This window comes from Ralstonia sp. GX3-BWBA (assembly GCF_003290055.1).
GTDB classification, from domain to species: domain Bacteria; phylum Pseudomonadota; class Gammaproteobacteria; order Burkholderiales; family Burkholderiaceae; genus Ralstonia; species Ralstonia holmesii.
The window spans coordinates 468,155-481,046 of sequence record NZ_QMKS01000009.1; the positions used below are offsets into that span (position 1 = coordinate 468,155).

The window sequence follows — 12,892 nt, forward strand, 5'->3', positions numbered from 1 at the left end:
AGGAACGGCGCAGCTCTCGCGCGCCAGGACGGCAGCTCGTCAGGAAGATTTCTCTTCCGCTGCCGTGTCGCCGTGGGCGTGTCTGATCCTGCGCACGATCCACCAGATCGTCAGCATCACCGCAGGCACCAGAACCGCCATCACCGGCGCCACGCTGTCGTGAACCATCGGAATGCCCTTGAGCAAATAGCCGAGAAGACTCACGACGTAATAAGAAATTGCCGCGACCGACAGGCCTTCGACGGTTTGCTGAAGGCGCAATTGCATCTTGGCCCGGTTGTTCATCGACGCAAGCAGATCGCGGTTCTGGCGTTCAAGCTCGACGTCGATCCAGGAACGCAGCAACGCGATGGCCCGGGTCAGCTTGTCGGAGAGCTTGGTCTGGCGCTCCTTTACGGATTGGCATGTCCGCATGGCGGGAGCGATGCGACGCTGCAGGAAATCCGCCCAGGTGCAGTACCCGGATACGGCCTCTTCCGAAAGCGCTGCCAGCCTTTCCTCGACGATCTCGTAGTAGGCACGACTGGCGCCGAAGCGATAGAGATTCGCCGCAACGCCAGCTTCCAGTTCGGCAGCCAGGCCGGTCAATTCGGACAGCAGCACGTCGCTGTCGCGCCGTTCCACCAAGCTCGTACACATCTCGTCGGTGATCGCCGCAAGGCGCGACTCCATGCGCCGCAGCTCCGACGTCATCGACCGCGTCAACGGCAAGGACAGCAACGCCAAGGTACGGTAGGTCTCGATCTCCAGCAGACGTTGAGCCAGCGCACCCGCCCGCGCCGGGGTCAAATCGCGGGCAAGGACGAGGATCTGCGTCAGGCCATCCTCATCCTGTCGGAAGTCGGTGAGGATGGCGGCAGAGCCGTTCTCCACCAGCGAGTAGCACAGGCTGGCAGGATCGAAGCGATCGGCCTCCTTCTCCGTTTCCGGCGTCCATGGAAGAAGTCTCAAACGGATGCCGGATACGACCGGGCCGGGAGGAACAAATCCATGCTTGAACGGATTTTCGCCGCACGGCTCTCCCGTCTCGGAATCCAGCGAAGCGCACCAGAGATACGTTGAGAACTCGGTGTGCTTTTCACAGTGCAGGTCTCCCTCATCCCATGTCATGCCGTGAAGCGGCGTAGCGTGGTCGGGCTCGGCAACGCCGAAGCGATGAGACAACTCACTCATCGCCATCTGATCCCTGGCCTGATCGCCTTCGGTCATGAAAGCGAGCTGCAATATGCCGCGGGGGGCCTGAATCAACAGATGCGGGCGCGCATGCACTTCACCCACGGCCGCAGCACGATCGGCATAGGCCGGCATGCCGTACACGGTGGCGGTCGGGGCGGGTTGTACGGTCGTCGCATTGATGTTGGCCGGCTCTTGCATAACGACCTCATTTCTCATTGGTTGAAAAACACGCTTCAAAGCAAATGCCCGCAGCCATGCGTTTCGCACATGGCTGCGGGCCGATCTTCATGAGCAGGCACCGCTCTACACGGTCCGTCTAATAGGCTCGCCGTATAGAGGCTTGTGCTGGCCCTTTCAGAACGCCCTCAGCTTCCTTGCTTTCAGACGAAGGTGTACGAGCAGACCTTGTTGCCCGCCGGATCACGCAGGTAGGCCGCATAGGCACCCGGCAGGTGACCACGTGCGCCAGGCTGGCCCTCGTCGGTGCCGCCTGCGGCAAGGCCGGCAGCATGGAAGGCATCCACTTCGGCGGGAGTGGCGGCCGCAAAGCCGATCGTCACGCCGTTGCTGGAGGGCGCTTCACCATTGCCCGGACGGGCGATGATGAAAGCCGGCTTTTCGCGACCGAAAAGTACCCATCCGTTGTTGAAAGGACCGAGGTTCTTGATGCCAAGAGCACCCAGAGCGGCGTCGTAGAACGCGACCGACTTCTGAACGTCGGCAGCGCCGATAAAAATGTGCGAAAAGATGCCATCGCCAGAAATGACAGGAGTGGACATGATTAATTTCCTTGGTGGTTGGTGTTGAATGGGTAGTGGGCGGTCAGTAGTGGATCACCGTGCGAATCGACTTGCCTTCATGCATCAGGTCGAAGGCCTTGTTGATGTCGTCGAGGCCCATGGTGTGGGTGACGAACGGGGCGAGATCGATCTCGCCTTTCATTGCGTCCTCCACCATGCCGGGAAGTTGAGTGCGGCCCTTGACCCCGCCGAAAGCCGAGCCCTTCCAGGTGCGACCGGTGATCAACTGGAACGGGCGCGTCGAAATTTCCTTGCCTGCACCAGCCACGCCGATGACGATCGACTGGCCCCAGCCACGATGTGCTGCTTCTAGTGCCGAGCGCATCACGTTGACGTTGCCGATGCACTCGAAGGTGTGATCGACACCCCAACCGGTCATCTCGATGAGAACCTCGTGAATCGGCTTGTCGAAGTCCTTCGGGTTGAGGCATTCGGTCGCGCCGAAGGTACGAGCCAGCTCGAACTTCGCTGGATTGGTGTCGATGGCGATGATGCGACCTGCCTTGGCCTGGCGTGCCCCCTGAATCGCAGCGAGCCCGATGCCGCCGAGGCCGAAGATGGCCACAGAGTCACCCGGCTGAACCTTGGCCGTGTTGTGAACAGCGCCGATGCCGGTGGTCACACCGCAACCCAGCAGGCAGACATGCTCGGGATTGGCGTCCGGGTTGATCTTGGCCAGCGAGACTTCGGCCACCACCGTGTATTCGCTGAAGGTCGAGCAGCCCATGTAGTGGTAGATCGGCTGGCCGTTGTAGCTGAAGCGGGTGGTGCCATCGGGCATCACGCCCTTGCCCTGGGTGGCGCGCACCGCGACACACAGGTTGGTCTTGCCGGACTTGCAGAACAGGCACTCGCCGCACTCGGCGGTATAGAGGGGAATGACGTGATCGCCAGGCTTCACGCTGGTCACACCTTCACCCACCTCCACGACGATACCCGCACCTTCATGACCCAGCACGACCGGGAAGAGACCTTCGGGGTCGTCGCCCGACAGGGTGAAGGCGTCGGTATGGCAAACGCCGGTGTTCGTGATCTTGATGAGCACCTCGCCCTTGCGCGGCGGCTCGACGTCGATCTCGACGATTTCCAGCGGCTTTCCTGGCCCGAAGGCAACTGCTGCACGTGATTTCATGATGTCGCTTCCTTTACTAGCTAACTAAATTTGCCCTCACCGAGGGCACCCTGGTGCCTCTACCGCAGATAGGAGCGGACGATAGAGATGGTCTCGTCAATGGACTTGTTCTGCGAATCGCTCCTGATTTCGCTACTGGGAAACTCTTCCCGCAGATAGCTCTCCAGAACGGTTGCCATCAATCCGTTGACTGCCCCACGAACGGCCGCAAGCTGCTGAAGAATTGCAGGGCATTCCGCACCTGCATCGAGCGCTTGCTCAAGAGTCGCTACCTGACCTTTGATGCGCCGGATGCGCGTCAGGGCTTGCTTCTTTTCTTCCGGGCTGTGTGGCATCGAACACCTCTCTACTTGGGTACACCGCCGCATTATACAATACTCCACCATAGTATATGCGGCCGAACTTCGCCACAAATTCTGTGCTCTTCGAGCACTATTACAGGCTAGTACAGATTTGTTCCCAAGAAGCGCAAAACATTCAAATCAATGAATATTTCTTGCATGTATCGACAGCATCGGGGCAAGTTCAAAACCGGTCAAACTGGAAAAATCTATGCGCAGATAGATATGGCCTATCTAAGCCAACTCATCGAGCTGAAGCTATCAAGATGAGACCGGCTAGGCGACCTGACGACCCGAGTACCGAGCCTTCCTCAGTGCAGGCAACATCTGGCCGTCCCAGTCACGATCGACCGCAACCTGGGCCTGTTCCTGGTTTCGTTCGAGGGCTTCAACGTCCAGATCAGCAATCGCCCATGTCTGCGTGCCGCAAGTCGTCGCGAGAATGCCATCCTCCGGGAATCCGCGATCCATGGGTGCATAGATCGTGGCCTCGCCAGTATTCGTGTCCAGCGCCGGGCTCCAGTCAGCAGCTCCGGTCGTCACGGCCTGCGCGATGAACATTCGGTTCTCCAGTGCCCGCGCCATGCAGCCCACACGGACCCGGGTTGCACCTGCTTGGGTGTCGGTACAGCTCGGGACCAGCAGCAGGCGCACTCCCGCCTCTCGCTGGGCTCGCACGGGCAATGGAAACTCACTGTCATAGCAAACAGCGATGCCGGCACGCACGCCTTTCAAATCGAACACCTTCAGTTCGTCGCCACCCTCGATGACGCCGGCGTCTTTCTCGAACCCCGTCAACTGCAATTTGTCTTGGTAGTCGCGTGTGCCGTCAGGCGCAAACCACCAAGCCCGGTTGCGGTAGCGGTCCAATCCAACCTGGGTCAAAAACGTACCGGCCTGAATGGTCATGCACAACTCGCGCGACAGGTCGGCATACAGTGCCAGCCACGCAGGCTGCAAGGCCTGCAGCGCGGCCAGAGAGGCGTTGAAATCATGGCGGATGCCAGGCTCGAACGTTGCAGCCAGTTCGAGGGATAGATACTCGGGCAACACGGCCAGTTCCGCCCCGCCACGGCGCGCCTCCTCCAGAACCAGCCGCTGCCGCGCAGCAAATGCCTCGAAGCCCGCGGGCTGACCCACTGAGTATTTCGCAACTGCTACTTTCATTTCGCGTTCTCCAGGGAGTGCAGCCACATCGTGAGCGTCTGCTCGGTTTCGCTCGGCTCACCCACCTGCTTCCAGGGCAGCGTAACCTTCATGTCCGACTGCCGCACGTAGCCGCGACGGGTCCAGAAGGGGTCATTACTGCGGTAGTTGGAAGGACGCCGAAGATCGTCGTCTGCACGATCCACCGACGCGAACGATGCCCACTGCATGCCGCCCAACGAACGGGCATGCGCTTCGCGCTCGTCAAAGAAGCGATGGCCCAGGCCAAGGCCCCGGAAGGCCGGGAGCAGGACTGATTCGCCACAGTAAAACACTGCCTCCACCGGGATTCCTCGATCGGCGAACGGCACATGGAAGGCCGGCTCCGCATCGCCGAGCGGCAACCCCGTGGACGCACCCACGACCACATCATCAGCGAGCGCGAGTACCAGCAGGCTGTCTGCCGAACGGGCGTACATGGCGAGGTAGTGCTTCTCGTATTCGGTGTCGCCCTCGTACAGGTAAGGAAAGCTGCGGAAGACGCTCGCCCGCAGGCCTGCCACGGCATCGAACCATTCGGCAATGTCCGGGCCACGACGAACCAGCACCTGCACGTCGCTGGTCATTTCAGGCGTCCCCTCCAACCTGTGCGATCCAGTCGCCGAGGTTGTAGTAGTTGGTGACACGAGCGATCTTGCCATCGCGGATCTCGAAGAACGCGCCGCCCGGCAGCACGTAGCGCTGGCCCTGGGCTTCCGGCAGCCCGTCGTCCGTCACCTTGTATTCGCCATGCACCACGTACTCCGCGCCTGCACGCAGGCCGTCGGCGCTGACCATCACCACGATCCCGCGCAGTTGCTCGCCATAGCAGCGGTCCATGCGCTGCAGGAAGGCGCGGAAGGCTTCGCGACCGACCTCACGAGCGCCCTGGTTCAAGTCGTGCGCGACGTCATCGGTCAACATTGACAGCATGGCCTCGCGGTCGCCGCGGTTGAAGGCGTCGTAGTAGGCAGTGATGAGAGTCGCAGCGTTCATTCGCGTTCCTTGTTGGGTTGTTCGGAGCGGAGCATTCCGGGGTGTTGTCAGTCTGGGCAACCGCGCTCTCCTTGTATATGGAATTGTTGCGATTTTATAATTCCACAATCTGGAACAATTAACGAGCAGCGAAACCGGCCATGAGGCGTGCGTCATGAACAAAGAAATGGAACTACTGCGCATCTTTCGGGTGGCGGCCGAAAGCAGCAGTTTTCGCGATGCGGCCGTCCGGCTGGGGACTTCTCCGCAAGGTGTAACCCGTGCCATCCAGCAACTGGAGCAACACTACGGCGAGGTGTTGTTTCATCGAAGCACGCGCCAGGTGCGCATCACCGCCTTCGGCGAAGGGCTGCTAGACCAAGTGCGCCCCGCATTGGAGCGGTTCGAGGATCTGTGGCGAACGCCTAGCTCCGACCAGCAGGCCTCTCTGTCCGGTACGGTTCGCATCACCGCACCGCACAGCTTGGGCACCAGAGCGGTGCTACCGGCACTGGAGCGCGTGGCCGCGCGTCATCCCGGCATCACGCTGGATGTGCGCCTGTCCGATCGCATCAGCAATACGGTTGACGAAGGGATTGACGTCGGGATCAGGGTCGGATTCATGCGCGATAGCCGCTTCGTCGCACGCAAGGCCGCCGACATGAGACTCCCCATCGTTGCCGCTCCGCGCCTGATCAAGAAAGTGGGCGTACCTGCAAACATCGATGCGCTAAGCAGCCTGCCAGTTACCGTGGCCTTGGATATCAATACCGGCCGTCCCTGGCCTTGGCACTTCAAGGCGGGACGCCAGTGGACACCTACCGCACCCACTCTCGTCGCCGACAATGCCGACATGGAAATGGGAGCGGCGCTGGCCGGGATCGCGTTCGCGCAACTGGCGGACTACATGGCCGCCCCCTACATTGCCAGCGGGAAGCTCGTGCGAGTGCTGGAGAACGAAGAACCTCCGGCATGGGGGTTGTACGTCTATCGGCCTCAGCGTGGCCCCATTCCGGGAAGGGTTCGAGCGGTATTTGATGAAATGCTGGTCGCCGTTGGATCGTTGCCAGCTTTGCGCTGACACGTCGCAAGACGCTGTAGGGCACACATCTTGGAAAGCGGGGCACTGAGCCTCGGCGGCTCACCCCTCCGGTTGAATGATGAACCGACCGTCTGCCCGCTTGCCCCAGATGCAGATCGGTCGGCCATGCAACCCAATGCCGGCGAACGATTAGATGTAAATGAATTGCCGGTACAACCCATCCAACTGACGACGAATGTCTTCGACGCGCTGCTCGTCACCGGTATCGGTAAATTCGAGTAGCTGCTGTTCCTTGGCAGTGATCTGATCGCAAAGGTCGGACAAGTTCTCGCAGAAAGCCTCGGAATGAACGGTGGGCTCCTCCGTATTCGTCTCTTCCCCTGCTAGTTTTCGCACAGACGAGGCTGGAGAAATCCCATTTTCCTCGTTAAAGGCAATTTGAAGCTGCCTGCGCCTATTGGTCTCATCGATCGCCTGCTTCATCGCCGGCGTCACCGCGTCGGCGTACAAGATCGCCTTGCCGTTTTCATTCCGAGCGACTCGACCGATCATCTGAATGAGCGCATGGGCCGAACGCAAGAACCCTGCACGGTCTGCATCGAGAATGGCAACCAATGATGCCTCTGGAATATCCAGCCCTTCGCGCAAAAGACTAATCCCAATCAAAACATCGAACTCTCCTGCGCGCAGGCCATTGATGATCTCAACACGATCCTCCGCTTTTATGTCCGAATGCATGTAGCGCGCTCGAATCCCGTTGTCCGTCAAGAAATCCGTTAGCTCTTCTGCACTGACCTTCGTCAGCGTAGTCACAAGCACTCGATTCTTTCTCTTCACGCACTTCGATATTTCGGCAAGCAGGTCATCTATGTATCCATCCGCTTTCCGCACTTCAACCTTGGGGTCAAGCAGTCCCGTTGGCCTGATAACCTGTTCGACAACCCTGCCTTTCGACACCCTCAGCTCGTAGTCGCCCGGAGTAGCGGAAACAAAGATGGTCTGAGGCTTGACCTTCTCGAACTCGTCAAAGTTCAATGGCCGGTTGTTCTTCGATGAAGGCAAACGGAACCCGTAATCGATCAGCGTGTCCTTGCGCGCCTGATCCCCCCGGTACATTGCGGATATCTGTGGCACCATGACATGAGATTCATCGACGAACAGCAGCCCGTCTTTCGGCAAATAATCCAGCAACGTGATCGGAGGAGAAGCTGCGTCTCGGTCGCTGAAGTAGCAGGAATAATTCTCCATCCCCGAGCAATAGCCGACCTCGCGCATCATTTCCACGTCATGCGTGATCCGCTCGTACAGCCTGATTGCCTCGACCAAGCGATTATTCCTGTTCAGCTCGGCAACCCGCTCTTCCATATCAGCGAGTATCTTTTTGGATGCAGAATCTATTTTGTTCGTGGGCGGCGCGAAAAGCGTTTTTGGCGAAACCAAATAATGGTCTATCTCTCCCAACGTCTTGCCGGTAACAGGGTCCATCCATTGGACAGACGCAACAGTGTCATCCAACAGTTCCACCCGAACCGCCCTGTACTCGGAATCAGCGGGGAAAATGTCAATCACATCACCTTGGACGCGGAACGTTGCACGCTTGAGAGTGCGCTCCGTGCGATCATATTGCAGCAAAGCCAAGCGACGAATTAGCTCTCTCTGGTTTAGTTTGACCCCAGGGGACAGAGCGATCTGTAGCGCTCGGTATGCATCTGGATCACCCAGGCCGTAGATTGAAGACACCGAAGCGACGACGATCACGTCACGACGCTCAATCAAGGATTTGGTCGTGGACAGGCGCAGGCGCTCAAGGTGGTCATTGATGGCCGAGTCCTTTGGAATGAAACGATCGGTGCCCGGCATATAGATTTCGGGCTGAAAATAATCGTAGTAGGAAACGAAGTACTCGACCGCGTTCTCAGGAAAGAAGTGCTTCATTTCACCATAAAGCTGCGCGGTCAACGTCTTGTTAGGAGCCAAGATCAACGTAGGCCGCTTCAGACGATGAATCACATTGGCCATGGTGAAGGTCTTACCTGAGCCGGTGATACCTTTCAGCGTCTGGTGCGTCGCACCTTCTTCTATGTCCGACAGCAGGCGCGCTATCGCCTCTGGCTGGTCCCCCGCCGGCGTATAGTTGGAGTGCAGAATAAACATACCGGTTGACATTAGATATCTCCTAATTGAGCTACTTCAATTTGTCCTGATGTATCGGCTATTCCAGAAGACCTATAGCAGTACCAAACTGGGGTGTAAATGACGGCGATCCTGCCGCGCCCCACCTGGGCGTAGGCGTCGCCAACATGATAGCCCAGCACATGGGCGGGCTTCCCAGTGCATATCCGCCGATCGCCACGACGTCAGCCAGCGGCCCGTCTGCCAATGCACCTGGAGCCACTCGCCTCGTTGAGCGCTGACATCGAGCCGTGGCGGGCGAGGTTGCTCTGTACGCCCAATGTGTGGCGCCGGCTCCCGCCGATACGCGCCTTTGTCTCTCTCAGCCCTCCAGACGAGGCGTTGGAAACGTGGAGCTACGTCAATGTCATCAACTTAAGGAATTTTTCCTATAAATATCATATAATTAGCGCTAAATTCAGCGCATAGGAGAAACCCTTTTGGCCCCTCATTCCACACCGTTTGACACCGCCCAGCAAACCCTGGCTTGAAAATTGTACAAAAAATAACCAGTCAGCTCGATTGTCCCGACTTCATCGATACCCACCGCCAGCGCCCTCACGACTTTACCCGCCGACGCCAACTGACCTTCAAGAACCTCGTCCTGTTTTTGCTCAATCAGCCACGCACCGCCCTGCAAACCGAGCTCGATCAGTTCTATCGCGTGCTCAACCAGGCCTCGGCCGAGACCCAGGTGGTCACCGCGCAGGCCTTCAGCAAGGCGCGCGGCAAGCTCAAGCCCGAGGTCTTCGAGAGCCTCAACCAAACCCTTCAGCAACAGCTCGACAGCCTCGGGCTGCGCCAGACGTGGCGCGGGTTACGGGTACTCGCCGTGGACGGCTCGACCGTCCATTTACCGCTGGAGTCGGTCATGACGCGCTTTTTCGGCTGCCATAGCGAGTTTCCCGTTGCCCGTCTGTCCATGCTCTACGACGTCGCCGACGGCCAGACGCTACACAGCCTGATCGTGCCATCCGCAGTCGGCGAGCGCGATTGCGCCCATCTGCACCTCGAGCATCTGCCCGCTGACAGCCTGACGTTGTTTGATCGCGGCTACCCCGGACACTGGCTGTTTGCGCTGTTCGAGCAGCACCGGCGACATTTCCTGATGCGCCTGCCGTGTGGCTACAACGCGCAGGTCAAACAGTTTCTCCGCTCGGGGCAGACAGAAGACACGCAGTTCTTCTCTGCCAGTCATCCCGAGGCGCGCCTGTTCTGTACCGAGGCCGGCGTCGATCCCGCGGGCCGGGTCGAATTGCGCCTGATCCGGGTCGAGCTAGCCAGCGGTGAAAGCGAAGTGCTGCTGACCTCCCTGCTGGATCGACAGGCCTTCCCGGCCGAGGTGTTCGCGGATCTTTACCACCGCCGCTGGGGCATCGAAACGGACTACCGCCGCCTCAAGCAGACCCTCTGCCTCGACAACTTTAGCGGCCGTAGCGTGACGGCCGTGAAGCAGGACTTTCATGCCGGGCAACTGCTGAAAAACCTAGCGCTGCTGATGCAACATCTGCTGCAACCGGTCATCGAGCAGCGCCACAAAGGCCGCAAGCTGCGCTGGAAGGTCAACTTCACCCAAGGGGTGTCACGCCTCAAGAACACCCTGGTCGACCTGCTGGTACGCCCCGGTGTGCAGGGGCTGGCCAACGTGATGGAGTTGATGGCCAACAGCCTCAGCGCTGTGCGCCCGGGCCGCAGCTTCCCGCGCCAGCGTATGCGCCTGGCCAGTCGCGGCTGCGAGGGCTACAAACCGACGCGCTAAGAACAAGCAGCACCCGAACTGCACCGCAAAAAAGCTGGCCAGACAGCGGCCGGCACGCGCTCGCCCGGAAAACGAGAAATCCCGCCCGCCGAGGCGAACCGGCATCCATTAAGCTGGCGTCTGGGTCGCACATGCGCTGAACTGGGGAGCAAAACCAGTGAAGGCACTGCTGCAACCGCGCGTCCAAGCCCCGGGATTTCTTGCCCCGGCCAGGGCTGGGGGCTTAAGTTGATGACATTGGGAGCTACGTCGCCCCTCTAAAGATGCACGATCTCAACATTCGGCCATTTGCCTGCAAGGTACTCGGCCACTAGCCTCCGATGGCAGTGATGGGGCTTGTCTTCGCTGCAAAGCAGGCAACTGTTATCAATCTTTTCTTTATCGATTGACTCAATCTTTCGGGACGACATTAAATCCAGAAATTTACTGGCGTAGATATCCCAATCTCCCCCTTTTATTTTATATTCCTCGAACATGTCTTTGGTTGGAGCAAGTGCTGGTAGATGTTCATATTCCATCCCACACAACGCCTCGGAAAAATATCGAAGATCCTCGCGTTTAGCGAATCCGGCCAATTGCGAAACATTATTCAGGCGAACATCGACAAGGCGCTTGGCACCAGAAGCACTTAACTTGGTGAAGAAGGACCGCGCGGAGGTCTTAGTGAATCCAATCGTGAATATCTTCATCTGCCTTATTCCCCTCGTTCCTTCATCCATAAATGGCTGTTATTGAGCTACCGCCAGGCATGCCCGTCAATCGCAGCTAAGGAAACGCTGGGGGCATGGTGTACTAGCTGCGCCACAACGGCCATGGCAGGCTCCATTCTCTCGCCGCTTCAACGGCCACGACCCGAACAGCTCAAGAGCTTAGCACCGCCTTTTGCGGTTGCGTGCCTCACCACTCACGCTTACTCCCTTCCAGAACGCGCCAACTGCTAAGCTACATGAGGACGACTCGCCCACAGCGCAAAGCACCTGTGTTCGCGCTATTGGCTGTCCCGTGCGTTGTGGTGCTGACCGTCGATGACGAGTCGAACCTACTGTATGGACACTGCGCGCGGCAGCCTTTCATGCGTGCCAGCTACGTGCCCAAGGTTGGACGCGGATCGAAGCGTGCGCAGGGTTTTTCGTGAAAGTATAAAATCCAATCAACTTTATCAGAAGAAAATATATGATCGTAAGAAACTTTGAATACTTGCTTGCTTTGCACCGTGAAGGCCATTTTGGCAACGCGGCCAAAAGCTGCAATGTTTCTCAGCCGACACTCTCCGCGGGCATTAAGCAATTGGAGGAAGACATGGGTGTCGAGATCGTGCGTCATGGCCGACGCTATGACGGCCTCACTTCTGAAGGGATGCGCGTACTGTCTTGGGCTCAGCAGATGTATGACGACTGCAAAGGGCTGGAGCGAGAACTCTCCGCACTACGGCGAGGTATAGAGGGGCAATTCCGGCTAGGGATACTCCCAGGAACTGCCGGTGTAGCGCCCACATTAGGCATCGCCCTTGCTGAAAAAACACCCTTACTTCAACAATCAGTTCTGGTTTCCGGCGCTTCTTCCCTGCTACAGGCGATTCGAGAAAACAATTTGGATATCGCACTCATGCATTTGGAGGATATCCCAGGGGAAGACTTCGATACTCACCTTCTGTACCGTGAACGCATTTTCCTTTTTCACGCCGCGAGAACACAGCAACCCCGAAGCACAACGTGGGACCATGTTCTCAATAGACAACTCTGCGTGCTGAACTCGGCAGTACCTGAACCCATTCAAGATAGGCTGATGCAATGTACCGCGCAGACTATTCGCACTGATTCAATTGACGTGCTATCGGCACACGTGGCGACAGGAAAATATTCGGCAGTTCTTCCGCAATCTCTCGCCGGCCAACTCGCGCACATTCCAAATCTCCACGCAATCGCAATCAATGGACCAATGTCGCACTCAAATGTCGGATTCGTTGCTGGGAAAAATGCGTTCGAGGCACCGTCATCGCGTGCATTGCTCGAAATGGTGCACACCCCCGAACTCGCCGCCACTCTTCAATCCGTTATATCGATCCATCGTCGGTTCCAGCCCAAAGCAGACTCATCTCAAAGCCCCCTGAAATAGCGAGTCTTGAAGAGCAACTCTGTATTGCTTCAACCAGGCGAAGATTGCAGGCATGCCGTGTGCGCCGCTAACAGGCGCCACGTGCTGAGCAACCCATCGAAGGCCACTAGGTCCAGGGGCAACTCGGGGGGCAGGAGTACCTGCTGCATGCGGCCTCCTCATGTCTCGCTGGGTCGAGCTGACTGTTCCTAGATC

General features: G+C 58.3%; 12 protein-coding genes. 3 read left to right on the forward strand and 9 right to left on the reverse strand.

Going from position 1 to position 12,892, the window contains the following annotated elements:
- Positions 1 to 39 precede the first annotated feature (39 nt).
- The 7 genes from DOD19_RS09770 to DOD19_RS09800 all read right to left on the reverse strand — a co-directional run bounded on the left by DOD19_RS09770 (position 40) and on the right by DOD19_RS09800 (position 5,630).
- Positions 40 to 1,374, reverse strand: a complete 1,335-nt coding sequence (locus tag DOD19_RS09770) for a DUF3422 family protein (protein ID WP_023106334.1) — start codon at positions 1,372 to 1,374, stop codon at positions 40 to 42.
- 182 nt (positions 1,375 to 1,556) lie between these two features.
- Positions 1,557 to 1,955 carry a VOC family protein gene (locus DOD19_RS09775; protein WP_006402499.1) on the reverse strand — a complete coding sequence of 133 codons (399 nt, stop codon included), beginning with the start codon at positions 1,953 to 1,955 and terminating at the stop codon, positions 1,557 to 1,559.
- 43 nt (positions 1,956 to 1,998) lie between these two features.
- Entirely contained in the window at positions 1,999 to 3,108 is a 1,110-nt protein-coding gene (locus tag DOD19_RS09780; protein WP_007182549.1) for an S-(hydroxymethyl)glutathione dehydrogenase/class III alcohol dehydrogenase, read from the reverse strand.
- Between the two features lie 59 nt (positions 3,109 to 3,167).
- On the reverse strand, positions 3,168 to 3,443 hold the full coding sequence (frmR, locus tag DOD19_RS09785; RefSeq protein ID WP_007182548.1) for a formaldehyde-responsive transcriptional repressor FrmR: 276 nt from the start codon (positions 3,441 to 3,443) through the stop codon (positions 3,168 to 3,170).
- A gap of 282 nt (positions 3,444 to 3,725) precedes the next feature.
- Positions 3,726 to 4,616, reverse strand: a complete 891-nt coding sequence (locus DOD19_RS09790) for a carbon-nitrogen hydrolase family protein (protein WP_007182547.1) — start codon at positions 4,614 to 4,616, stop codon at positions 3,726 to 3,728.
- Positions 4,613 to 5,221, reverse strand: coding sequence for a GNAT family N-acetyltransferase (locus DOD19_RS09795; RefSeq protein WP_007182546.1), 609 nt, complete (start codon positions 5,219 to 5,221; stop codon positions 4,613 to 4,615). The genes DOD19_RS09790 and DOD19_RS09795 overlap by 4 nt, the downstream gene beginning before the upstream one ends.
- A 1-nt stretch (position 5,222) precedes the next feature.
- A complete protein-coding gene (locus tag DOD19_RS09800; RefSeq protein WP_017514126.1) occupies positions 5,223 to 5,630 on the reverse strand; it encodes a ketosteroid isomerase-related protein in 408 nt (135 codons plus the stop codon).
- Between the two features lie 154 nt (positions 5,631 to 5,784).
- Between DOD19_RS09800 and DOD19_RS09805 the strand changes: the two genes are divergently transcribed.
- Entirely contained in the window at positions 5,785 to 6,690 is a 906-nt protein-coding gene (locus tag DOD19_RS09805; protein ID WP_020924945.1) for a LysR family transcriptional regulator, read from the forward strand.
- A gap of 150 nt (positions 6,691 to 6,840) precedes the next feature.
- Here the strand turns inward: DOD19_RS09805 and uvrB are convergent, their stop codons facing one another.
- Positions 6,841 to 8,817 carry an excinuclease ABC subunit UvrB gene (uvrB, locus tag DOD19_RS09810; RefSeq protein ID WP_020924944.1) on the reverse strand — a complete coding sequence of 659 codons (1,977 nt, stop codon included), beginning with the start codon at positions 8,815 to 8,817 and terminating at the stop codon, positions 6,841 to 6,843.
- A 493-nt stretch (positions 8,818 to 9,310) separates the two neighbouring features.
- On the opposite strand from uvrB, the gene DOD19_RS09820 reads away from it, so the two are divergent.
- Complete coding sequence (locus DOD19_RS09820) at positions 9,311 to 10,582, forward strand: IS4-like element ISPa45 family transposase (protein ID WP_020924943.1); 1,272 nt, start codon at positions 9,311 to 9,313, stop codon at positions 10,580 to 10,582.
- A gap of 257 nt (positions 10,583 to 10,839) precedes the next feature.
- Here DOD19_RS09820 and DOD19_RS09825 read toward each other — a convergent pair whose 3' ends face one another.
- Entirely contained in the window at positions 10,840 to 11,271 is a 432-nt protein-coding gene (locus DOD19_RS09825; protein WP_023835768.1) for a DUF488 domain-containing protein, read from the reverse strand.
- 484 nt (positions 11,272 to 11,755) lie between these two features.
- Here DOD19_RS09825 and DOD19_RS09830 point away from each other — a divergent pair, with 484 nt between their 5' ends.
- Positions 11,756 to 12,697 carry a LysR family transcriptional regulator gene (locus DOD19_RS09830; RefSeq protein ID WP_112185262.1) on the forward strand — a complete coding sequence of 314 codons (942 nt, stop codon included), beginning with the start codon at positions 11,756 to 11,758 and terminating at the stop codon, positions 12,695 to 12,697.
- Positions 12,698 to 12,892 lie beyond the last annotated feature (195 nt).

Bases quoted from the DNA above. Each gene is read 5' to 3' on its own strand.
- uvrB (WP_020924944.1), bottom strand. From the start codon at position 8,817: ATGTCAACCGGTATGTTTATTCTGCACTCCAACTATACGCCGGCGGGG.
- DOD19_RS09780 (WP_007182549.1), bottom strand. From the start codon at position 3,108: ATGAAATCACGTGCAGCAGTTGCCTTCGGGCCAGGAAAGCCGCTGGAA.
- DOD19_RS09805 (WP_020924945.1), top strand. From the start codon at position 5,785: ATGAACAAAGAAATGGAACTACTGCGCATCTTTCGGGTGGCGGCCGAA.
- DOD19_RS09800 (WP_017514126.1), bottom strand. From the start codon at position 5,630: ATGAACGCTGCGACTCTCATCACTGCCTACTACGACGCCTTCAACCGC.
- DOD19_RS09770 (WP_023106334.1), bottom strand. From the start codon at position 1,374: ATGCAAGAGCCGGCCAACATCAATGCGACGACCGTACAACCCGCCCCG.
- DOD19_RS09775 (WP_006402499.1), bottom strand. From the start codon at position 1,955: ATGTCCACTCCTGTCATTTCTGGCGATGGCATCTTTTCGCACATTTTT.
- DOD19_RS09830 (WP_112185262.1), top strand. From the start codon at position 11,756: ATGATCGTAAGAAACTTTGAATACTTGCTTGCTTTGCACCGTGAAGGC.
- DOD19_RS09825 (WP_023835768.1), bottom strand. From the start codon at position 11,271: ATGAAGATATTCACGATTGGATTCACTAAGACCTCCGCGCGGTCCTTC.
- DOD19_RS09790 (WP_007182547.1), bottom strand. From the start codon at position 4,616: ATGAAAGTAGCAGTTGCGAAATACTCAGTGGGTCAGCCCGCGGGCTTC.
- DOD19_RS09795 (WP_007182546.1), bottom strand. From the start codon at position 5,221: ATGACCAGCGACGTGCAGGTGCTGGTTCGTCGTGGCCCGGACATTGCC.
- frmR (WP_007182548.1), bottom strand. From the start codon at position 3,443: ATGCCACACAGCCCGGAAGAAAAGAAGCAAGCCCTGACGCGCATCCGG.